Raw genomic sequence first — 23,567 nt, forward strand, 5'->3', positions numbered from 1 at the left:
TCGATGCAAGCAGGAGAATAACAAGATGAAATTCGTGAAAACCGTGTTGGCCGCTTCGCTGGCCATGGTCCTTGCCGCCCAGCTACAGGCCGCTGTTTCAACCCAGGACGCTGCCAAATTGGGCAGCAGCCTGACCCTGGTGGGCGCCGAAAAGGCCGGGAACGCTGATGGTTCCATTCCCGCCTACAACGGTGGCCTGACCACCCCGCCGGCCAGTTTCAAATCCGGTGACAGCATGCGCCCGGATCCGTTTGCCAGTGAAAAACCCTTGCTGGTGATCGACGGCAAGAACGTCGATCAGTACAAGGGCTTGCTCAGCGCCACCACGGTGGAATTGGCCAAGCGTTTCCCGACGTTCCGTGTCGACGTGTACCCGACCCACCGCACCGTTTCGCTGCCCAAGGCCATCCTCGATAACGGCGTGAAGAACGCCAGTGGTGCCAAGTCCCTCGAAGGCGGGTTGGCCATCGATAACGTGCTGCCGGGTGTACCGTTCCCGATCCCGCAGTCGGGCAACGAAGCGATGTGGAACTTCCTGCTGCGTTATCAGGGTGTGAGCATCAACTCCAAGTACGACTCGTGGAACGTTGACTCCGCCGGCGTGCCAAGCCTGGCCACCACCGGGCAGGCGTTCATTTCCTACCCGATCTACGAAAACCTCACGCAGCCGATCAGCAGCGCCGACGTGTACTACCAGATGAAGCTGTCGTACACCGGCCCGGCGCGTCGCGCTGGCGAAGCGGTGATGCTCAAGGACGCCGCCAACCCGCTGCAGCAACCGCGCCGCGCCTGGCAATACCTGCCGGGTCAGCGTCGGGTCAAACTGGCGCCGAACCTGGCGTACGACACGCCGAACCCAGGGACCGCAGGCGCAGGCACCTACGACGACGTGTTCGTGTTCAACGGTGCGCTGGATCGCTACGACTGGAAGCTGGTGGGCAAGCAGGAAATGATCGTGCCCTACAACACCTACAAGCTGACCTACGCCCAGGATCCGAAGTCGCTGACCACCGCCAATCACCTGTCTCCGGACTTCGTGCGCTGGGAAAAACACCGCGTCTGGGTCGTGGAAGGCAACCTCAAGGCGGGCGCTCGGCACATCTATGCCAAACGCCGCTTCTACCTCGACGAAGACAGCTGGAGCGCTCTGGCCTCGGATCAATATGACGCCCGTGGTCAGCTCTATCGCGGTTCCTTCGCCTTCCTCAGCCAGAGCTATGACAAGCAGGTTCCGGACTCCACGCCGTTCATGATCTACGACCTGGTGGGCGGCTCCTACAACATCAACGGTGTAGTCGGCCCTTACGGCGGCATCAAGTACATCGAACCGCTCTCCAAGGCCCAGTGGTCCTCGGAATCCCTGGCCGGCAGCGGCATTCGCTAAGCCAACCGCAAGCAGATGCTCGCACGATCCACTGTGGGAGCGAGCCTGCTCGCGATGGACCAGAGGGCGACGCGGGCATCCAGACAGCACGCGTCATCGTTGACGTCCATCGCGAGCAGGCTCGCTCCCACATGACCTGCATGGCGCAAGGTTTGAACGTCAGGCACACCGATGTGTGTCCCGGCGCGGTTTTCCGAAGAGGACGCGGTATGTGTTCATACAAGAATTTCAAGCACGTGGCGTTTGCCCTGGCGCTCGGCCTGTTGCAGGGCGTCACCCACGCGGCCGATTACGTCGATGTGCTGGACCTGCCTGCCAGGGTCAGTGCCTTGGCCATCAACAGCCCGTTGTCCGGCATGGCCCGCACCGGTGATCGCGTGATCGCCGTTGGCCAGCGAGGCCATATCCTGTTTTCCGATGATTCCGGCAAGCACTGGCAACAGGCCGCCGTGCCGGTCAGTGCCGACCTCACCGCCGTGAGTTTTCCTGGCGCCGCCGAAGGCTGGGCGGTGGGCAATGACGGCGTGGTGCTGCACAGCAGCGACGCTGGTGCGACCTGGAATAAGCAACTCGACGGCCGCCAGATCGGCGCTTTGCTGATCAAGCATTACACGGCGTTGGCCAGTGCCGAACCGGGCAACGAACAATGGCCGCTGCTGGTCGCCGAAGGTCAGCGCCTTGTCGAACAGGGCGCCGACAAACCGCTGCTCGGCGTCTGGTTCGCCAATGACAAAGTCGGCTATGTGGTCGGTGTGTTCAACCTGATCCTGCGCACCGAGGATGGCGGCCAGAGCTGGACGCCATTCCAGGATCGCACCGACAACCCGCAAGGCTTGCACCTCAACGCCATCGCTTCCACCGGCGACAGTCTGTACATCGCCGGCGAGCAAGGCCTGTTGCTCAAATGGGATGACCACGCCCAACGCTTCGCCGCCGTGTCGACGCCTTATCAGGGCAGCTTCTTCGGCGTGCTCGGCAAGCCTGGCGAAGTGCTGGTCTACGGCTTGCGCGGCAACGTGCTGCGCAGTAGCGACGGCGGCCAGAACTGGACCGCGCTGGAGACCGGCCTGCACGTCAGTATTACTGCCGGCCTCGTTGATGCCCGTGGCAATTACCGCCTGTTCACACAGGGCGGGCAGATGCTGGTCAGCCAGGGCACTGGCGCGCAATTGCATCTGGTGCAGCAACCGGCACGCACCCCGGTCGCCGGTGCCACCCAGTCCGCCGCTGGCGTGTTGGTAGTTGCGGGCAGCCGTGGCGCCCAGACGCTAGCCGCCGATCCAGCCCTCGAATTCTAAGAGCGAGAACCCAGACATGGGCAATATCAAACAAGACGCCATGCCGGTGATCCGCGAGCTGCGCGACTTCGACCGCCGCTCCGGCAACCTGCTGGAACGGCTGGTGTTCAACTATCGGCCGCTGTTCATGCTGCTGATGGCCCTGGCCACCGTGGTCCTGGGCTACATGGCCGCGACGCGCCTGGAGCTGCGGCCGAGCTTCGAAAAAATGATCCCGCAGAGCCAGCCGTACATCCAGAATTTCCTGGAGAACCGCCAGTCTTTGCGTGGCCTGGGCAACTCGGTACGGGTGGTGGTCGAGAACACCAAGGGCGATATTTTCGACCCTGAGTACCTGGACGTACTCAAGCAGGTCAACGACCAGCTGTTCCTCACCGAAGGTGTCGACCGTGCCTGGATGAAGTCGTTGTGGAGTCCGGCGGTGCGCTGGACCGAAGTCACCGAGCAGGGCTTCCAGGGTGGCCCGGTGATGCCTGATACCTATGAGGGCAAACCCGAGCAAATCGAACAGCTGCGCCAGAACATTTCCCGCGCCGGTATCGTCGGCAGCCTGGTGGCCAGCGACTACAAGTCGAGCATGCTGATCGTACCGCTGCTGGACAAGTCCGCCGCCGGCGGCCAACGCATCAACTACCACGCCTTTTCGCAGATGCTCGAAGAGCAGTTGCGCGACAAGATCGAATTCGCCGGTGACAGCGCGGCGCGAAAATCCGGGGAAGAGGGCAAGGGCCAATACAAGGTGCGGGTGATCGGTTTCGCCAAACTGATGGGCGACCTGATCGACGGCCTGATCCAGGTGATGATGTTTTTCGGCCTGGCTGTGGTCACCTCCCTGATCATCATCTACGCCTATACCCGTTGTGTGCGCAGCACGCTGTTGGTGGTCGGTTGCTCGCTGATCGCGGTGGTCTGGCAACTGGGCATCGTTGCCTGGCTGGGTTACGCCATCGATCCGTACTCGGTGCTGGTGCCGTTCCTGATCTTCGCCATCGGCGTGTCCCACGCGGCGCAGAAGATGAACGGGATCATGCAGGACATCGCCCGTGGCACCCATAAGCTGATCGCGGCTCGCTATACCTTCCGCCGTCTGTTCATTGCCGGGGTCACCGCGTTGCTGGCTGACGCGGTGGGCTTTGCCGTGCTGATGCTGATCGATATCCCGGTGATCCAGGACCTGGCGATCACCGCCAGCATTGGCGTTGCGGTGCTGATCTTCACCTCGCTGTTGCTGATGCCGGTGGCGCTGTCCTACATCGGTGTCGGGCGCAAGGCGGCCGAGCGCGCGCTGAAAATCGACACCCGTGCCGAACACCACAAAGGCTTCGGCAAACTCTGGGACCTGCTCGATCGCTTCACCACACGCAAGTGGGCCACGGGGGCCGTGCTGGTCGCGGTGTTGATGGGCATCGGCGGCTTCATGGTCAGCCTGCAACTGAAAATCGGCGACCTTGAAAGCGGGGCGCCGGAGTTGCGCGCCGACTCGCGCTACAACCGCGACAACGCCTACATCACCAGCCACTACGCGCTGTCCAGCGACCTGTTCGCGGTGATGATCAAGACCGCGCCGGAAGGCTGCCTGAACTACAAGACCTTGATACTCGCCGACCGCCTTGCCTGGGAACTGCAACAGTATCCGGGCGTGCAGGCGACCGCTTCGCTGGTCAACGCGGTACGCCAGATCACCGCCGGCACCTATGAGGGCAACCCCAAGCTCAACAGCATCCAGCGCAACCAGGACGTCTTGAACTACGCCGCGCAACAGGCCTCGGTCAACTCGCCGGAGCTGTTCAACACCGACTGCTCGTTGATGCCGGTGATTGCCTTCCTCAAGGACCATAAAGCCGAGACCCTGGATGCAGTCGTGGCCATCGCCGACCAGTTCGCCCGGGAAAACAGTACCGAGGATCGCCAGTTCCTGCTGGCGGCCGGCAGTGCCGGGATCGAAGCCGCGACCAACATCGTGGTGCGCGAGGCCAACCGCACCATGCTGCTGTACGTCTACCTGGCGGTGACGCTGTTCTGCCTGATCACCTTCCGCAGCTGGCGCGCCACCCTGGTGGCGTTGCTGCCGCTGGTGCTGACTTCGATCCTCTGCGAAGCGCTGATGGTGGCCATGGGCATTGGCGTAAAGGTCGCGACCTTGCCGGTGATCGCCCTGGGTGTCGGGATCGGCGTTGACTACGCCTTGTACCTGCTCAGCGTGCAATTGCACTTCCAGCGCCAGGGCCTGCCGCTGTCCCAGGCCTACCGCAACGCCGTGTCGTTCACCGGCCGGGTGGTCGGGCTGGTGGGCATCACCCTGGCGGCCGGCGTGGTGTGCTGGGTCTGGTCACCGATCAAGTTCCAGGCCGACATGGGCATCCTGCTGACCTTCATGTTCCTGTGGAACATGCTCGGTGCGCTGATCCTGATCCCGGCCCTGTCCTACTTCCTGTTGCGCGAACGGGCACCGCAGCCCGGTTCTGTTGCGGCAGCCGAAATCACTGAATCCACTGAACGTCCCGGCATGCCGCATGCCGTGACCACTTCCGAGTAAGCCAAGATGTCTGATTACAAAGCTCCCCTGCGCGACATGCGCTTCGTACTCAACGAGGTTTTCCAGGTGTCCCGGCTCTGGGCCAGATTGCCTGGCCTGTGCGACGCGATCGATGAAGAAACCGCCGCCGCGATCCTCGAAGAAGCCGGCAAGATCAGTGGCGAAGTCATCGCACCCTTGAACCGCGCCACCGACGAGCAGGGCTGTACCTGGAGCAATGGTTCGGTCACCGCGCCAGACGGTTTTGCCGAGGCCTATCAAGCTTTCGCCGAAGGCGGTTGGGTCGGTGTCGGCGGTGATCCGCAGTACGGCGGCATGGGCATGCCCAAGGCGATTTCGGCGCAGGTCGAAGAGATGGTCAACGCGGCCAGCCTGTCGTTTGGCCTGTACCCGATGCTGACCGCCGGCGCCTGTCTGTCGATCAAGGCTCACGCCAGTGAAGAACTCAAGCAGCGTTACCTGCCCAACATGTACGCCGGCACCTGGACCGGTTCGATGTGCCTGACCGAGGCCCATGCGGGCACCGACCTGGGGCTGATCCGCACCAAGGCCGAGCCCCAGGCCGACGGCAGCTACAAGATCAGCGGCAGCAAGATCTTCATCACCGGCGGCGAGCACGACCTGACCGAAAACATCATCCACCTGGTACTGGCGCGGCTGCCGGATGCACCGGCGGGGCCGAAAGGCATTTCGCTGTTCCTGGTGCCCAAGGTGCTGGTCAATGCCGACGGCTCCCTGGGCGAGCGTAACTCGCTGTCCTGCGGTTCCATCGAACACAAGATGGGCATCAAGGCCTCCGCCACCTGTGTGATGAACTTCGACGGCGCCACCGGCTGGATCTTCGACGCACCGAACAAAGGCCTGGCGGCGATGTTCACCATGATGAACTACGAGCGTCTAGGCGTGGGCATCCAGGGTCTGGCCCAGGGCGAACGTTCCTACCAGAACGCACTGGCGTACGCCCGTGATCGCCTGCAGAGCCGTGCGCCAACCGGTGCGCAGTGCAAGGACAAGGCCGCCGACCCGATCATCGTCCACCCCGACGTGCGGCGCATGCTGTTGACCATGAAGGCCTTGAACGAGGGCGGCCGGGCGTTCTCCAGCTACGTCGCCCTGCAACTGGACATCGCCAAATTCAGTGAAGACCCGACGGAGCGTACCCGCGCCCAGGAACTGGTGGCCTTGTTGACCCCGGTGGCCAAGGCGTTCCTCACCGACATGGGCCTGGAAACTACCCTGCACGGGCAGATGATTTTCGGCGGCCATGGTTACATTCGCGAGTGGGGCCAGGAGCAACTGGTGCGTGATGTGCGCATCACGCAGATCTACGAAGGCACCAACGGCATCCAGTCCCTGGACTTGGCCGGGCGCAAAATCGTCGGCAGCGGCGGGGCGCTCTACCGTTTGTTTGCTTCGGAAATTCGCAACTTCACTGCCAGCGCCAGCGCTGACCTCGGCGAGTTCACCCAGCCGTTGAACGCCGCCGTGGACACCCTCGACGAACTCACGGCCTGGCTGCTGGACCGGGCTCAGGGCAACCCGAATGAAATCGGCGCGGCCTCGGTCGAGTACCTGCAGGTGTTCGGCTACACCGCGTACGCCTACATGTGGGCGCGCATGGCCAAGGCCGTCGTGAGCGGCGATGCCGAGGACGATTTCTACACCAGCAAACTGGCCACCGCGCGTTTCTATTTCGCCCGGTTGCTGCCGCGTATCCACTCGTTGAGCGCATCGGCCAAAGCCGGTAGCGACTGCCTCTACGAGCTGCAAGCCGACCAGTTCTGATCGAAAGGACAAGGAACCTCAATCATGATGGCGACAAAAATAATTCCACCCGCCGACGGCGCCTATGCCTATCCCTTGCTGATCAAGCAATTGCTGCTGTCCGGGGTGCGCTACGAACCGGGCCGGGAAATCGTCTACGCCGACAAACTGCGCTACAGCTACCAGACCCTCAACCAGCGTATCCGCCGCCTGGCCAATGCGCTGACCGCGGCCGGGGTCAAGGCCGGGGACACCGTGGCCCTGCTCGACTGGGACAGCCATCGCTACCTGGAATGCTTCTTTGCCGTGCCGATGATCGGCGCGGTGCTGCACACGGTGAACATTCGCCTGTCGCCGGAGCAGGTGCTGTTCACCATGAACCACGCCGAGGACGACCTGGTGCTGGTGCATGACGATTTCCTGCCGCTGGTGGAGCAGATCCAGGGACGACTGACCACGGTCAAAGGCTTTGTGCAGCTCACCGATGACCAGGCATCCGACACTTCATTGCCGGTACAGGGCGAGTACGAGCAGTTGCTGTCCCAGTGCTCGGACCAGTACGACTTTCCCGATTTCGACGAGAACTCGGTGGCGACGCTGTTCTACACCACCGGCACCACCGGCGACCCCAAGGGCGTGTATTTCACCCATCGCCAATTGGTCCTGCACACCTTGAATGCGGTGGGGACATTGGGCGTTTACCAGGGGACACCCCTGCTGCGTTCCGACGACGTGTACATGCCGATCACGCCGATGTTCCACGTGCATGCATGGGGTGTGCCTTACGTCGCTACCCTGATGGGCATCAAGCAGGTCTATCCCGGCCGCTATGAACCCAACAGCCTGGTCCGGCTTTATCAGGAGGAGAAGGTGACCTTTTCCCACTGTGTGCCGACCATCCTGCAAATGATCCTCAACTGTGAGCAAGGCAAGTCCGCCCGTTTCGACGGCTGGAAAATGCTCCTGGGTGGCAGCGCGCTGCCCTTGGGCATTGCCAGCGAAGCCAGTGCCAAAGGCATGGTGGTGCACGCCGGCTACGGCATGTCGGAAACCTGCCCGCTGCTGTGCCTGACTTACCTGCGCGATGAAGACCGCAAGCTATCCACCCAGGCCCAACTGCCGACGCGCATCAAGACCGGCACCCCGGTGCCGATGGTCGACCTGAAAATCATCGATGCCAGTGGCAACGATGTTGCCCACGACGGCGAATCCCTGGGCGAGATCGTGGTGCGCGCGCCCTGGCTGACCCAAGGCTATTTGAAGGAGCCGCAAAAAGGCGCCGAGCTGTGGCAAGACGGCTGGTTGCACACCGGCGACATGGCTTCGATCGACCCGTTGGGCGGTGTGGAAATCAAGGATCGCATCAAGGACGTGATCAAGACGGGCGGGGAGTGGATCAGCTCTCTGGAGCTGGAAAGCCTGATCAGCGAACACGAGGCGGTGCTGTCGGTCGCGGTGGTGGGCATTGCCGATGAGCAATGGGGCGAACGGCCCATGGCCCTGGTGGTGTGCGAACCGGGGCAATACCTCGACCGCAAGATCCTCGAGGCGCACCTGCAAGGGTTTGTCGAGCTCGGCCGGATCAATAAATGGGCGATCCCCAAGCAGTTCAAGTTCGTCGCCGAGATTCCCAAGACCAGCGTCGGCAAAATCAACAAGAAGCTGATCCGGGAACAGGAGCTTGTCTAAAGTTTTGCGATCGGCTTGAACTGTAGGAGCCAGCGGTGCGGCGATCCGACTTGCCGGCGAAGAGGCCCGAGAGGTCAGCGCAATATTCGAGGGCGCCTTCGCCGGCAAGCCTGGCTCCTACAGGACCACCGCGGATGATCCGCAGGCGTCATGGCACGCCCGATTTCGATGAAAATCCCCCCGATCGTTTTGCAAAAACCATGAGGTTGCGTACCTCATTGCGACAACTCTTATCCCTCTACGGAAATTACTTTCACCTCGTTTGAAAGTCGCGCCTCGAAATGTTCTAAGAGTTTCACAAATATTTCGACGTGACCCTCCCGAGGAGTACCGCATGTTCAAACGAGCAATCCCCACCGCCATCCTGCTGTTCAGCGGTTCGATGGGCGCACAGGCAGCCGAGCCTGGCGCACGCGGCTTTCTGGAAGACAGCAAGGCCAGCCTTTCCATGCGCACCCTGTACTTCAACAGCGATAACCGCGACGGCAGCGCCGACCCTTCCAGGACCGAAGAGGCCGCCCAGGGTTTCGTGCTGCGTTATGAATCGGGGTTCACCCAAGGCACCCTGGGGTTCGGGCTCGATGCTCAGGCGTTGCAAGGGATTACCCTGGACAGCGGCGCCGGTCGCCACGTCGGCAGCGGCATGATTCCCTCGAAGGGCGACGGTGCTGCCGATGCCTGGAGCAGCTTCGGTCCCACGGCGAAGATGCGCATCGCCAGGACGGAATTGCGTTACGGCACGCTGTTGCCGAAGCTGCCGATACTGCTGTCCAACGATGCCCGAGTGCTGCCGCAGTCCTTCACCGGTGGCCAGGTCACGTCCAAAGACATCGATGGCCTGACTCTGACTGGTGGGTTGCTGGAGCACGCGGTCGGTCGTGCCTCGACCGATCGAACCGGCTTGTCGGTTGCTGGCGGAACCCAGGACAGCAACAAGTTCTACTTCGCCGGGGGCGACTACGAGGTGACCAAGGCGCTGAAAGCGCAGTACTACTTCGCGCAACTGGAAGATTTCTACAACCAGAACTTTATCGGCCTGACACACAGCCTGGCCATCGACAGTGCAAGCGCTATCACCACTGACCTGCGTTATTTCCGCACCACCTCGAGCGGTGCCAACAGCTCCGCCGCTGGCCGGGCGCAAGGCTATCGCGTGTCGGGTTATACCGATGACAACAACGGTGAAATCGACAATGACACCTGGGCCGCCATGATCACCTATGCCAACGGTGGACATGCCGTGGCGCTCGGATACCAGCAAGTGGGTGATGGCAGCAACTTTGTCCAGCCCAACCAGGGCAGCCTGGTGGACAAAGGCGCAGGCGGCGGCAGCGTCTACCTGCCCACCGACCGCATGATCCAGAGCTTTGCCCGCGCCGGCGAGCAAACCCGCTTCGGACAGTACACCTATGACTTCGCGCCCTTGGGAATCCCGGGCCTGAAAGCGTCAGTGGCGTATCTCAAGGGCACGGACATCAAGGTGCAAAACGCTGCGGACCAGTCCGAGTGGGAGCGTGATATGACCCTGGACTACGTGATTCAATCGGGTGCGCTCAGGGGGCTTGCCTTTAGTGTGCGCAACGGCAAGTCGAACACCGACGCCGGTCGCAACGTTGACCAGAATCGCTTCATCATCAACTACACCCTGTCGCTGCTGTAACGGCCGTTCCCAGCGAAGACGGCCGTATATCCAACGAGTCGCTTGCGGCTGTACCTGATCTACTGTGGGAGCGAGCCTGCTCGCGAAGGCGGCCTGACAGCCGACCTATGTTTGTTGTCGGAGTACATATCCATGACTGCGGTAACGGCCACCTATGGTTTCGCTTTTACAGCGAGTCACTTGGAAAAGCCCCAAGTAACCAAGGGCTCTTGCCCCTGGCGTTCGGTGCCTCGCTGTGGCTCGGCATGCCCTCGCTCCGGTCCTGCTCCGTGGGCCCGCCGCGATGGGCCATCCTTGGCCCAGCGCGGCTAAACCGGCATCCATGCCGGATTGCCCACTGCGCAGAACCTCCACTCGGCCTCTCGATGTGGCAAGAAAATCAAAAGCCAAAGCAACAGCCAAAGCAACAGCCAAAGCGAGGCGGCCTACCGGCCGGCCTGATTTTGCGGGTGTATCCGATCCCCTGTGGGAGCGAGCTTGCTCGCGATGGACGTCAACGATTACGCGTCCTGTCTGAAGGATCGTTTTTTCCAGACGTTTTTCGTCGGAACGCCACCCGGAGCAATCTCGCTCCTACAATGTGTATGGCGTCCACGCTTAATGAGATGGCCAAACTGACCGTATCAGCGTGACGGCCACTCAGTACACATCCCGCAAGTAACGCTTGTGCTCACTCATCTGGCGCCAGTAGTCCGCAGCGCCTTGCGGGTCCAGTCCACCGTGGTGCTGCGCGACCTGGCGCAGGGCCTGGTCGACGTCCTTGGCCATGCAGCTGGCATCGCCACAGATGTACAACCGGGCGCCGTCCTGCAGCCAGCGCCAGAGTTCGGCGCCTTGTTCGCGGATGCGGTCCTGCACGTAGATTTTCTCGGCCTGGTCACGGGAAAATGCCAGGCTCAGTTGCGTCAGCAGGCCATCGTGTTGCATGCCTTGCAGTTCATCGCGGTAGTAGAAATCGCTGGCGGCGTGCTGTTCACCGAAGAACAGCCAGTTCTTGCCCTGGTCGCCCCGCGCCCGGCGCTCCTGCAGGAATGCGCGGAAGGGCGCTACCCCAGTGCCGGGGCCGATCATGATCATCGGCACATCACCATCGGTTGGCACTCGAAAGTGTTTCGACGGCTGGACGAAAACCGGTACCTCGGCGTCCTGCGCGCGGTCGGCGAGGAAGGTCGAGGACACGCCCTTGCGTTTGCCGTAGCGCACCGCGGCCACGGTGAGATGGACTTCCCGTGGATGCGCCTTGGCGCTCGAAGCGATTGAATACAAGCGCGGTTGCAGGCGTTTGAAGGTGCCCAGGAGCTCGCTCGCCGAGCAGTCCAGCGGATACTCCTGCAGCACGTCCGCCAATTGCCGTCCCCACAACCATTCTTTCAACTGAGCCTTGTGCTCATTGCCCAGCAGCTGTTTCAAGCCGGGGTTGGCGCTGCGCTCGGCGATGAAGGCCAGGGTGTCGCTGTTGGGCCGGGCGATTTCAAAGTGTTCGGTCAGAGCCCGACGCAACGACACCTCGCCGCCTTTATCGACGCTCACCGTCGTCTCGGCATTCAACCGGGTCAGGTCGAGCAACTCGTCGACCAGTTCCGGGCAGTTGCGCGGATAAACGCCCAGCGCGTCACCTGCTTCATAGCCCAGTCCCGAATCCGCCAGGTCCAGGGAAAACATGCGGGTTTCCTTGTGCGGACTCTGGCGGTTCAGGTGCAGATTGGCCAGCAGCCGCGAAGCATGAGGTTTGGTCTTGCCGGGTGTCTTGGCGGCACTGTTGTCATGCACCGGGGCGGCCACCGCAGGCTCGGGCTTGAGGGTCTTCTGTAACTGTGCCAGCCAGGTATCGGCGCGCTCCTCGAATTCGGTGTCGCAGTCGACCCGTTCCAGCAGGCGGGTGGCGCCCAGTTCCTGCAGGCGCTGATCGAGTTGCTTGCCGTGCTTGCAGAACTGGTCGTAGGCCGGGTCACCCAGGGCCAGCACGGCAAAGCGCAGCGATTCCAGGCGCGTCTGGGCGGTGCTGAGGGTGTGCCAGAAACCTTCGCCATTGTCCGGCGGATCGCCATCGCCGAAGGTGCTGCTGATCAGGGCCAGATTCTGCGTGCTGGCCAACTTGCTGGCGGGAAAGTCGGCCATCGCGCTCAGCTCCACGGCGAAACCGCCATCGCGCAGGCGCGCGGCAAGACGCTCGGCCAGGGTTTCGGCATTGCCGGTTTGCGACGCCCAGAGCAAGGTCACGGCGGGGGCGTTTTCTGCGGTGACGGGCAACAAGGTTCCTGCCTGGTCAGCTACACCCGCATCGACCCGACTGAACAAACCACCCAGGAGCCCATCCAGCCACAGCCGAGTCTCGGTAGCCAGCGGCGCGCTGGGTGGCAGCACCGGCACGCCAGCGGCCTGGCGACCGGCCGGGGATTGCAGGCCGCTGAGAAAACCGGCGAGGTAGGTGCGTTCACTGTCGTTCAATTGCGGGGAGGGCAGGCGACGGATGCCCGCGAGATCAGCGAAGGTCTCGATGCTCGACATGGCGAGTTCCTCTGGTAAGGGGGATGAGTCGACGGTGGCAGGCGCTGGCGTTTGCAGGAACTGATGGTCGATCAGTTCGACACGTTGCAGGGCGACCGCACAGAATTTGAATTCAGGCTGCTGCGATATCGGGTCGACGGCATCGTTGGTCACGGCATTGATCGCCAGGTTCTCGCCAAACACATCGTTCCAGTGAAAAGGCGCAAAACAGTTGCCCTGGCGCACGCGGTCGCTCACCACCGCCGGCAACACGGCGCGACCTCGCACTGAGCGTACCTCGACCGGGTCCTTGTCCTTGATGCCCAAGTGGCTTGCATCCTCGGGATGGATCTCGACGAAGGGGCCGGGATTGAGCTTGTTCAGGGTCGCCACCTTGCCGGTCTTGGTCAGGGTGTGCCACTGGTGCTGCAAGCGTCCGGTGTTGAGCACGAAGGGAAAGGCTTCATCCGGCATCTCCGCCGGCGCCATGTGCGGCCGGGCGAGGAAGATGCCCTTGCCGTGCTCGGTGGCAAAGACGATCGCCGGCTGGCTGCCATCGGCTTCGATCTTGAGTGTCTGGCTCACGCCATTGTTGAGGTAGCGAATCGGATTGCGCTCCAGCGCGGCATCGGAGGCGCAGGGCCATTGCAAGGGTTTGTCGCGCAGGCGTGGGTAGCTGGCGCCGCGAATGTCATAACCGGTCTTGGGGTTCCAGGCGCGCTTGATCTCTTCAAATACCTCGTCGGCACTGTTGTAGGTGAACGCCGCGGCGAAGCCCATCTCGCAGGCCACCCGCGCGATGATCTGCCAGTCGGGCAGCGTCTCGCCTGGAGGCTCCACGGCTTTTTGCATCAGCGTCAGGTTACGCTCGGAGTTGATCATCACGCCCTCGGCCTCGGCCCAGAGCGCGCCGGGCAGCAGGATGTCGGCGTAACGGTTGGTTTCGGTGTCGAGGTAGGCATCCTGGGTGATGACCAGTTCGGCCGCCTGCAGGCCGTCGATCACTTTCTGGCGGTTGGGCCCCGACGCCACCGGGTTGGTGCAGATGATCCAGCAGGCCTTGATCCTTCCTGCGCTCATGTCTTCGAACATGGCCACGGTGCCGCCACCGACGTTGCGCGGCAGGCTGTCGCGCGGGATGCTCCACAAGTCCTCGATGAACGTGCGGTCCGCCTCCACCAGCACCGAACGCTGGCCGGGCAGGCCTGGGCCCATGTAGCCCATCTCGCGACCGCCCATGGCGTTCGGTTGCCCGGTCAGGGAAAACGGCCCGCTGCCTGGTCGGCAGATCGCGCCGGTGGCCAGGTGCAGGTTGCACAGGGCATTGGTGTTCCAGGTGCCGTGGGTGCTTTGGTTCAGCCCCATGGTCCAGCAGCTCATCCACTGCGCGGCCTCGCCGATCCATTGCGCGGCCTGGCGAATGTCCGCCTCGGGCAGGCCGGTGATGTGCGCGACAGTGGCTGGCGGATAGTCCTCGAGGAATTCGGGCATGGCGTCCCAGCCTTCGGTGAACGCCGCGATGAAGGCCGGGTCGGTGTGGCCGTTTTTCACCAGCAGGTGCAGCAAGCCATTGAGCAACGCCAGGTCGGTCCCAGGCAGGATCGGCAGGAACAGGTCGGCTTTGTCCGCGGTGGCGCTGCGCCGTGGGTCGACCACGATCAGCTTCGCCCCGGCTTTGACCCGGTCCATCATGCGCAGGAACAGGATCGGGTGACAGTCGGCCATGTTGGCGCCGATGACGAAAAACAGGTCCGCATGATCGAAGTCCTGATACGAACCCGGGGGGCCGTCAGAACCGAGGGAGAGCTTGTAGCCGCTGCCGGCGCTGGCCATGCACAGGCGGGAATTGGACTCTATGTTGTGGGTCCCGACAAAACCCTTGGCCAGTTTGTTGATCAGGTATTGGGCTTCCAGGGACATTTGCCCGGACACGTAGAACGACAACGCATCGGGGCCGTGGCGATCGAGGGTGTCGCGTAGCCGGTTGGCCGTCTCGCTGATGGCCGTGTCCATGGCGATACGCACCGGATCGCGGCGGCGTTCCTGGCGCAGGTAGGCATGCTCCATCCGGCCCGACTCGGCGATGGCCTGGCCGCAGGTCGTGCCTTTGGTGCAGAGTCTGCCGGCGTTGGTCGGGTGCGCCTTGTCGCCGCTGACCTTGACGACCCGGTTGTTTTCGACCTGCATGACGATGCCGCAGCCCACACCACAATAGGGACACACGCTGCGTACGGTTTTGCTTGCCATTCTCGCCCCTCGAATCTCTTGCCGGCCGTTGCCGATGCCGGAAACAAAAAAGGCGCCATGTGACCCACCGTCAGAAAAAACGGGGGACACACGGCGCCTTTGTCGTATGCATGCAATCAGCGTTGACTGCAGGGTTGAGGTGTTCCTAGCAAGTCACGCGCCAGAAATGCCCTACAGGTCGTGATCGTTGCCGATACCAGGGCGGGCGGGGCTGTGCGGGCGGCTTTGCCGGGTGAAAACCGCGGTCTTGTGCGGCTCTTGGGCGAGGGGAATGCAGGTGGGAGATCGTCGACAGGCGGTTTAAATGAAAAGTGCCTGCACTTTTATAAAGCGCCATGTGCACCCGGGTGCACCAGTCGGTGGCGGTGCCGGGACTGGCGCCTGTAGTGCTCCAGTCCCGCCCGCGCTATCACTTGCCCAGCGCTGGGGTACGCGGTGGGATCAAGCGCTTCGAACCTGTGGCCTCGAACGCCGACGCCAGGCGCAGCAGGGTCGAGTCGTCATAGGCGCGACCGGCAAAGGTCAGCCCCACGGGCATGCCGATGTCCGGCATGACACCCATCGGCACGGTGACCGTTGGCACACCCAGATGGCGTATCGCGAGGTTGCCGTTGGCTACCCAGACACCGTTGCTCCAGGCGATGTCCGCCGCTGCCGGATCGACGTCGGCATTGGCCGGGCCGACATCGGCGACCGTCGGGAAGATCACCGCATCGAGCCCCAGCCGATCCATCCACTGCTCAAGATCGAGCTGGCGGGTCTGTTCAAGGCCGCGCAGGCCGTCAGGCACTGTCGGGATCTGGTCCCACGGCGTGATCCCGCGCTCGGCCATGCGCACGTACTCGTCCATGCCAGCGGCAAGGTCGCCCTCGCGGTTGGGCAGGGTGCCCGGGTCATGGGGAAAAATCAGTGGTCCGTCGACATCGACCAGGCGGTTCAATTGCGGATCGCCGTTGGCCTGCAGGAAATCGTCGAACGCCCAGGCCGTCAGGTCCCACAACTCGTGATGCAGGAACTCCTTGGACACGATCCCGCGGTTGAACACGGTCGGCGCACCGGGACGATCGCCCTCGCAGTTGGAGACAAGCGGGAAATCCACCTCGATGACTTCGGCGCCGGCGGCTTGCAAGGCCTGGCGTGCCTGTTCCCAGAGCCCGATCACCGAAGCCCGGGTGTGGATGCGCTGCCCGGTCGGGCCGCCGATGCCAGGGGCTTCGCTGGTGCCGGCTTCGGGATCGGCGTTGATGTACATGCGCGGAACGCCCAGGCGCTTGCCGGCCAATGCCGCGGCATTGGCCGGCAGGTCCTGGTAAGAAGCGGGGCGCACCGAGGCGACAGCCGGAATCGGCACCCAGGGTTGCATGCGCCACAGATCGCCGCGGGTGTCGGGGTCCTCGGCCACCACCACGTCGAGCACCTCGAGCAGGTCCGCCATGGTTCTGGCAAACGGCACGACGACGTCCATGGTCGGCGTCAACGGCCAGTTGCCGCGCACCGAGATCACCCCGCGCGAAGGCGTGTAGGCACACAAGCCATTGTTGGACGCAGGGCCGCGACCGCTCGACCAGGTTTCTTCAGCCAGGCCGAAGGCGGCAAAACTGGCGGCGGTGGCCGTCCCTGCACCGTTCGAAGAGCCCGAGGCGAAGGGGGCGGTGAGATAGTCGGCGTTGTACGGGCTTTCTGCGCGGCCGTATACGCCACGCTGCATGCCGCCGTTGGCCATCGGCGGCATATTGGTCTTGCCCAGGCAGATGGCACCGCCAGCGCGCAAGCGTTCGACGGTGAATGCATCGCGATAGGCAACCAGGTCCTTGAAGGCAGGACTGCCGGAGGCGGCGGTGAGCCCCTTGACCAGATAACTGTCCTTGGCCGTATAGGGAATGCCATCGAGCGGGCCCAGTGCCTGGCCCTTGGCTCGACGGGCATCGCTGGCCTGTGCCTCTTTCAACGCATCGGGGTTGCGCACCACCACCGCGTTGAGCGCGGTAGGCGTCTGGGGCGTGTCGTAGGCATCGATCCTGGCCAGATAGGCCTGGACCAGCTCAACGGCAGTGGTCTGGCCGGATTCGAGCGCAGCGCGCAGTTGGGCAATGGAAACTTCGGTGACTTCGATCATGCGGTGACTGCCGGCTGTTGATGGGGGATGCACAGGGTGAGGCATCCGGGTACGCCCGTCATGTTAGCACCGCGATCGCCGAAGTCAGCTGTCGACTTGAGCAAGCAGGCGCTGGCTCACCGGACTGAAACATGTGCGCAAACGGTCGATGACCTGGTCGATCGAAGGCCCTTCAACGACCGGTGGTTGTGGGCTCTCGCCAAATTCACGCCAGATGAACAGGGTCATTTCCGCGCCATCGGTCAGTGTGTGCGCCATGGCACTGGAGCCGAAGTTTTCCAGCAACCTATAGCGCTCATCCTGCCAGAACAGGTCCTCGACCCACGGATACACCGGTATGTAATGGAAATGGATGGGGAAGCGCGGATCATGGCCGAATCGGCTGATGTAGAGCCACTTGGGCTTCAACTCCGACTGCAGGGTTTTCTGGATCCTGGCGAGCAGCACGCCCATCTCGGCCAGGGCCTGCTCGGGGAGGTCGGACAGCGAATTGGCGTTGTGCCGGGTTCCCAGGACCAGATAGCCGGGGAGCGCCGAAGACATATGGTGGTTGAGGATCCAGTGGGCGGTTTCATGAATGATGAAACGGGGTGCGATGTCCATGGGTCAATGTCCGTTGGCGGAGCTGCCGAAAGGGGCGAGTGGGTTGGCCACGACAGATTCTAAATCCAGCAAAGCTTCGTGCGATACGCTTTTTGCGCTGAAGCCGTGAGCAAGGTCCAAAGGGCTTATGGCACGGTTCCCTTTTGGCGCGGGCAATGTAGGGGCAAACCCTGCCGCCGGCCACTAGACAAGGGTGTGGCAGGTTAACGCTTTGGTATGAGGCCGGGGAACAGGGTAGGCCCGCCGATCATTGCCAAGGCTTTCAGAGGTTCAGGTCAATCACATGGGCGGCGTTGAATTGAGCATTTTCATTGACGCCATCCTTGGCATAGCCCCGGGCGTTGCAAATGACCCGGGTCTTGCCGATCCGGTAATCGAAGCTGCCATGGGTATGGCCATGCAGCCAAAGCGCGGGCTGCCACTGCTTGATCCGCTCTTCAAGGTCTGAAACGAAACTCGAATTGATCGGCGAATCGGCGAACGTCGGACTGATGCTCAGCCGTGTCGGTGCGAAATGGGAAATCACCACCGTGGGGATGCTGCGGTCGGCGGCAAAACATTCTTCCAGCCAGGCGACTGTCTGCATGAAAATAAGCTGGGAAATGGCCGGCGTGAACAGGTCTGGAAAATCAGGCGAAACCCTGATGCGGCTGAAGTCGCGGATGAGCCGGGTGGCCAGTTCGATACCCTGCGCCCGATCTTCTGCTCGATCACAGAGACGGTAATCGGACCACAGGGTACAGCCGAGGAACCGTACGCCGTCGTGAACGTGCACCGTGCGTTCCAGTACGCGGATCGATGTGCCTTGCGTCAACCTGTGCAACTGCTCGTAGGTAGAGATCAGGTCACTGCCATAAAATTCGTGATTGCCGGCCACGTACAGCACCGGTGTCGGGCATGCCCTGGCCCACTCGATGGCGGCGGCCGGCCGGGAAATGTCGCCGGCCAGGACCAGGATATCGGCCTCTACCGCCGGGAAAGGCAGGGCATCGACGGACAAGTGGATATCGGAAAGCAAGGCGATGCGCATGGAACGGTTCCTGGAAGTCATGAATGTTGGTGGCTACTTACTTGAGGGGATGACGCACCAGGATCGATTCGTTGATCTGATCGATCGAGGTGACCCCCGTAAGGGTCATGGCCACGCGCATTTCCTTGGCGAAAATATCCAGCATGTTTTCGACCCCGCGTTGACCATCGGCCGCCAGTGCATAGGCCATGGAGCGTCCCAAGAGTACCCCCTTTGCTCCCAGTGCCAACATGCGCACCACATCCAGCCCCGAGCGGATCCCCGAGTCGACCAGTACCTTGAGGTCATTGCCGACCGCTTGCATGATGGGCGGTAAGGCTTGGGCGGTGGAGAGCACACCGTCCAGCTGCCGGCCGCCGTGGTTGGAGACGATAATGCCGTCCGCGCCAAAACTGATCGCATCTTTGGCGTCCTCGGGGTCGAGAATGCCCTTGATGATCATCGGGCCCTTCCAGAAATCGCGAATCCACTCCAGATCACTCCAGCTGATCGACGGGTCGAAGTTGTTGGCCAGCCAGCCGATGTAATCTTCGAGCGTAACGGCCTTGCCCAGATACTTCGATACATTGCCCAGATCATGGGGGCGGCCCAGGAGGCCGACGTTGAAGGCCCAATCGGGTTTGGTCATGGCCTGCAGCATTCGCCGCGACGATGCGTAGGGGCCGGACATGCCCGAATGGGCATCGCGATAGCGGGCGCCGGGCGTGGGCATATCGACCGTGAACACCAGGTTCTGCACACCGGCGGCCTTGGCGCGTTCCAGGGCATTTCTCATGAAGCCCCGGTCCTTGAGCACGTACAGCTGAAACCAGATGGGTTGTTGAGTGTTGGCGCGGACTTCTTCGATCGAGCACACCGATACGGTGGACAGGCACAGCGGAATGCCTTTGTTTTCGGCGGCTTTGACCGCCTGCACCTCACCCCGGCGGGCGAACATGCCAGTCAGGCCTACCGGCGCCAATACGATGGGCATCGACAGTTTTTGATCGAACAGTGTGGTTTCAAGACTCAACGCTTCGACGTTCTTGAGGATGCGCTGGCGCAGGCTGACGTCCGCCAGATCGGCGCTGTTGGCCCTCAGCGTATGCTCGGCATAGGCTCCGCCATCGATATAGTCGAACAAAAAACGCGGAAGCTTGCGACGTGCTGCCTCGCGATAGTCGGATGCGGACGAAATGATCATATTGCCGATGCCTTGATCTGATGAGGGACGGTGACGCTGTCGAGCCTGAAGGCAGATTAGCCCATGCCATCGCAACCCTGTTGAAAAGCCGTTCAAACCTTTTGTGGCTGCAACATGGACGAAACATAACGCGCCTATGATCCGCCTCAACCAAAACTCAAGGAGCGACCAATGAATCGGCCAACAAGAAGCATGCGCAAACTGCTCGACTCCGTCGCCGCCAACAATGAGGGCGCGGCGCTGGATGTGATGCGCGCAGCTGAACAGCTCAAGGACGAAGTGCTGCGCCAACGCTTGCTCAACCTGATTCATCGTCTCAACCAGGACGCCATCGACTTGCGGATCGCCCGTGACGAGATCCAGGGTGGCAGCATCAAGCTCGCGTGACTGGCGCCCGTCAAACTGCTGAAAGGGCGCCAGGGGGCAGGGGTCTGGGTAAAAGTCGATCCAGGCCCTGTCACTGGGTTTTCGCGCTGGCCAGGTGGTAGGCAACCAGAGCGTTGGCGTGGCCATGACCCAAGCCGTGCTCGGTCTTGAGCCAGGCGACCATTTCCATGTGCTTCTTGCTGCTGACTGTCTTGAGCAGATCAAGCCAGTGGGTGACCGGGTGCCCGTACTTTTTTTCGATTGAAGGGAAGTACGAGGCGGGCCCTTTCGTTTGTGTCTCTTCAGTCACGTTCAAAACTCCTTTTTTGCCGGGTTAGCAGGGGATGTGCCGAGCGCACTGGAAAGTCGGGTAATGCTCCCAACGCAGCACTACGTTACTTTTTAGCCTGCGCTGAATCCGCCGTCCACTCCTGGCGCAAGGAGGGTCCTGCCTTGATAGTCGATGATTGTCTTTCAAGCGTACATATCCATTCCTGCGGTAACGGCCACCTAGGGTTTCGCTCTTACATCTATGGTTACCCCCTTTTCTGCAATACTGTTTTTGATGCGTGTTTGGCTTGCTTTCATCTATTCGGCGTCTGAGTGGGGGTGTCGCCCCGCGCCTCGATGAGAATCGATGCCCAACGATCCTTATTAGCGAGACGGCCTTTCAGCCGTGTAAGAGCCCAGGGTTGTCGTCAGGCCGGTTGGCCGTTCACGTCATCAGTTATCCAGCATCGCAAAACCAGGTGGGTGGTGCTCGGGTGACAGCAGGGTCAGGCGTTCATCGCGCTTGGCCCTGCATCGAATTCAGTATGGTGTGCCGCAATCGCCCAGGCGATCCTCGCCAGCTTGTTGGCCAGCGCGCAAACCACGTGGTTGGAATGATGGCGGGCCAGTAGCTGCCGGACCCAGTCCGCCAGCCAGCCTTTCTGGTGGTCCAGATGCATCAGGTACACCCGGGCGCACTGGACCAGCAAGCGTCGCTGGTTGCGATCTCCGCGCTTGCTGATGCCCAACAACACGCTCTTGCCACCCGTGGAATGCTGCTTGGGCACCAGGCCGATTGAGGCCGAGTAGCCTCGGCCGCATTTGAACTGTTTGCCATCGCCCAACTCGGCGGCCAGGACGGTGGAGGTGATCGGGCCGACGCACGGCATGGTCATCAAGCGAGATGCCAGATCATCTTCAGCGGCCTGGCATTGCAACTCCTTGTCCAGCGACTTGATCTCCTCTTCCAGATTCTTGAAATGTCGATACAGCCTCGTCAGATTTTTTTTGAAGGGCTCAGACATTGAACTCGCCTCAAGCAGCGCCGGCAGAGTGTTGATCGATTTGAAGCCGGGGGCCAGGCTGACGCCAACCTCCAGAAGGGCTGCATGAATCCGATTGGCGGTTGCGGTGCGATCCTTGATGAACGCATCGCGTATCGAGTTGGACATGGCCAGCACCTGCTGGGTCTGGGTTTTGGGCGGCACAAAGCGCATCGTCGGGCGAGTCGCTGCCTCGCAGATCGCTTCGGCATCGGCGAAGTCGTTTTTGTTGCTTTTCACGTAGGGACGTACAAGATGAGGGGCAATGAGCTTGGGTAAATGTCCAAGCTTTGCGACCTCCTGTGCCATGAAATGGGCTCCGCCACAGGCTTCCATCACCACGGTGCAAGGCTCGACATTTGCCAGATGCTGGATGAGCGCGGTACGCGTAAATTTTTTGCGGTAGAGCTCATGCCCGCGATCATCTTGAGCATGCAAATGAAAGGTGTGTTTTCCCAGGTCGATGGCGGCAATAGCTACTTTGTTCATGGCAATGGTCTCCGGTGAGCCCCCGGTGAAAGCTTAGTGGGCGATCACCGGGGGCGGCGGGGGTAGCCATTTCATTAGCGAGTCACTTGGAAAAGCCCCAAGTAACCAAGGGCTCTTGCCCCTGACGTTCGGTGCCTCGCTGTGGCTCGGCATGCCCTCGCTCCGGTCCTGCTCCGTGGGCCCGCCGCGATGGGCCGTCCCTGGCCCAGCGCGGCTAAACCGGCATCCATGCCGGGTTGCCCACTGCGCAGAACCTCCACTCGGCCTCTCGATGGGGCAAGAAAATCAAAGCCAAAGCAAAAGCGAGGCGGCCTTATAGCCGACCTGATTGAAGGTCTGTCCGAGATCCAACTGTGGGAGCGAGCTTGCTCGCGATGGACTTCCAGACAACGCGTTCATCCAGACAGGACGCGTTATCGTTGGCGACCATCGCGAGCAAGCTCGCTCCCACAGGGGATCAGGTACAGCCGTAAAGTCAGGTCGGCTTTAAGGCCGCCTCGCTTTGGCTTTAGATTTGGGCGCCCCGTTAACCACGATGGCCGAACGCAGGCATTGTGCAGTGGGTAAACCGGCAGGACGCCGGTTTAGCCGCGCTGGGCCAGGGATGGCCCATCGCGGCGACCCACGGAGCAATGCCGGAGTGAGGGCATGCCGAGCCCTAGCGAGGCACCGAGTGGTGGGGCAAAGCCTTTTGGTTCCTTTTTGGCGTTTGAAAAAGGGACTCGCCGTAAGGGCGAAACCCTAAGTGGCCGTTACCGCAGCAATGGATATGTACTCAGACAACAAATCTCCCACAGGTTTTGACGCGGCGTGGATCAACGTTGGTAGAGGCGCCGGTGGAGGTAGTCACGGGTTGACGGACTGAGCCCTGTGGAATACAGAACACGATCCGCTGGCTAGCGACAAAGACCGTCCAACATTTGGGGGTCAGTTCAAACGCGTGTCAAAGGCCGTATGATGCTGGCTTCATTGTCGATAAGGACGTCGCCATGTCACCGAACAAGGCTTGCCCCGTCATCCTCTCCAGTACTGCTGGGCCACGCATCCTTCTGTTTCGCCATCCCCTGGCAGGCGTGCAACTGGTCAAAGGCACCATCGAGTCAGGTGAAACACCCGCCGAGGCCGCTCTTCGTGAATTGAGCGAGGAGTCTGGAATTGACGATGCCGCGGTTGTCAGTGATCTGGGTTGCTGGAACGCCGAACATCTCGAGCAAGTATGGTCATTTCAACTGTGCCACGCACAGGCACCGCTGCCGGAGCAATGGACCCACCAGACGCTCGATGACCATGACCATGCCTTCAGCTTTTTCTGGGCCCCGCTCGATGAATTGCCGATGGTCGATTGTCATCCGGTCTTCCGCCGGGCATTACGGTACCTGACGGCCACGCTGTCGGCCTGAAG

Annotated in this window: 15 protein-coding genes; 8 read left to right on the forward strand and 7 right to left on the reverse strand. The window is 61.7% G+C overall.

The window, feature by feature from the left end; all coding sequences use genetic code 11:
- Window positions 1-25 precede the first annotated feature (25 nt).
- From ACA054_RS12140 to ACA054_RS12165, 6 genes are all read left to right on the forward strand, one after another.
- Complete coding sequence (locus ACA054_RS12140) at window positions 26-1,384, forward strand: DUF1329 domain-containing protein (RefSeq protein WP_497689588.1); 1,359 nt, start codon at window positions 26-28, stop codon at window positions 1,382-1,384.
- 209 nt (window positions 1,385-1,593) lie between these two features.
- Window positions 1,594-2,682, forward strand: coding sequence for a WD40/YVTN/BNR-like repeat-containing protein (locus ACA054_RS12145; RefSeq protein ID WP_497689589.1), 1,089 nt, complete (start codon window positions 1,594-1,596; stop codon window positions 2,680-2,682).
- 16 nt (window positions 2,683-2,698) lie between these two features.
- Window positions 2,699-5,218, forward strand: coding sequence for an efflux RND transporter permease subunit (locus ACA054_RS12150; RefSeq protein WP_497689590.1), 2,520 nt, complete (start codon window positions 2,699-2,701; stop codon window positions 5,216-5,218).
- A 6-nt stretch (window positions 5,219-5,224) separates the two neighbouring features.
- On the forward strand, window positions 5,225-7,003 hold the full coding sequence (locus ACA054_RS12155) for an acyl-CoA dehydrogenase C-terminal domain-containing protein (protein ID WP_497689591.1): 1,779 nt from the start codon (window positions 5,225-5,227) through the stop codon (window positions 7,001-7,003).
- Window positions 7,004-7,027: 24 nt separating this feature from the next.
- Window positions 7,028-8,671: a fatty acid--CoA ligase gene (locus ACA054_RS12160; protein ID WP_497689592.1), complete on the forward strand. Its 1,644-nt coding sequence runs from the start codon at window positions 7,028-7,030 to the stop codon at window positions 8,669-8,671.
- A 334-nt stretch (window positions 8,672-9,005) separates the two neighbouring features.
- Entirely contained in the window at window positions 9,006-10,331 is a 1,326-nt protein-coding gene (locus ACA054_RS12165; RefSeq protein WP_497689593.1) for an OprD family porin, read from the forward strand.
- A gap of 639 nt (window positions 10,332-10,970) precedes the next feature.
- Here the strand turns inward: ACA054_RS12165 and ACA054_RS12170 are convergent.
- From ACA054_RS12170 to lldD, 5 genes are all read right to left on the reverse strand, one after another.
- The gene (locus tag ACA054_RS12170; protein ID WP_497689594.1) at window positions 10,971-15,065 is read right to left on the reverse strand and encodes a bifunctional nitrate reductase/sulfite reductase flavoprotein subunit alpha; all 4,095 of its coding nucleotides are present in this window, start codon (window positions 15,063-15,065) and stop codon (window positions 10,971-10,973) included.
- Between the two features lie 409 nt (window positions 15,066-15,474).
- Window positions 15,475-17,181, reverse strand: a complete 1,707-nt coding sequence (locus tag ACA054_RS12175; protein ID WP_497689595.1) for an amidase — start codon at window positions 17,179-17,181, stop codon at window positions 15,475-15,477.
- An 84-nt stretch (window positions 17,182-17,265) separates the two neighbouring features.
- Window positions 17,266-17,784 (reverse strand): HIT family protein, encoded by a 519-nt coding sequence (locus ACA054_RS12180; RefSeq protein ID WP_497689596.1) that lies wholly within the window; start codon window positions 17,782-17,784, stop codon window positions 17,266-17,268.
- Between the two features lie 262 nt (window positions 17,785-18,046).
- On the reverse strand, window positions 18,047-18,814 hold the full coding sequence (locus ACA054_RS12185; RefSeq protein WP_497689597.1) for a metallophosphoesterase: 768 nt from the start codon (window positions 18,812-18,814) through the stop codon (window positions 18,047-18,049).
- A 37-nt stretch (window positions 18,815-18,851) separates the two neighbouring features.
- Window positions 18,852-19,997, reverse strand: a complete 1,146-nt coding sequence (lldD, locus tag ACA054_RS12190; protein ID WP_497689598.1) for an FMN-dependent L-lactate dehydrogenase LldD — start codon at window positions 19,995-19,997, stop codon at window positions 18,852-18,854.
- A 171-nt stretch (window positions 19,998-20,168) separates the two neighbouring features.
- On the opposite strand from lldD, the gene ACA054_RS12195 reads away from it, so the two are divergent.
- The gene (locus tag ACA054_RS12195; RefSeq protein ID WP_497689599.1) at window positions 20,169-20,384 is read left to right on the forward strand and encodes a hypothetical protein; all 216 of its coding nucleotides are present in this window, start codon (window positions 20,169-20,171) and stop codon (window positions 20,382-20,384) included.
- Window positions 20,385-20,454: 70 nt separating this feature from the next.
- Here the strand turns inward: ACA054_RS12195 and ACA054_RS12200 are convergent, their stop codons facing one another.
- Both ACA054_RS12200 and ACA054_RS12205 read right to left on the reverse strand, forming a co-directional pair.
- The gene (locus tag ACA054_RS12200) at window positions 20,455-20,673 is read right to left on the reverse strand and encodes a DUF4287 domain-containing protein (protein WP_497689600.1); all 219 of its coding nucleotides are present in this window, start codon (window positions 20,671-20,673) and stop codon (window positions 20,455-20,457) included.
- Between the two features lie 466 nt (window positions 20,674-21,139).
- Entirely contained in the window at window positions 21,140-22,165 is a 1,026-nt protein-coding gene (locus ACA054_RS12205) for an IS110 family RNA-guided transposase (RefSeq protein WP_497685641.1), read from the reverse strand.
- A gap of 989 nt (window positions 22,166-23,154) precedes the next feature.
- On the opposite strand from ACA054_RS12205, the gene ACA054_RS12210 reads away from it, so the two are divergent.
- Window positions 23,155-23,565 (forward strand): NUDIX hydrolase, encoded by a 411-nt coding sequence (locus tag ACA054_RS12210; protein WP_497689601.1) that lies wholly within the window; start codon window positions 23,155-23,157, stop codon window positions 23,563-23,565.
- Window positions 23,566-23,567: the final 2 nt, after the last annotated feature.

Source organism: Pseudomonas sp. LBUM1653 (assembly GCF_059716115.1).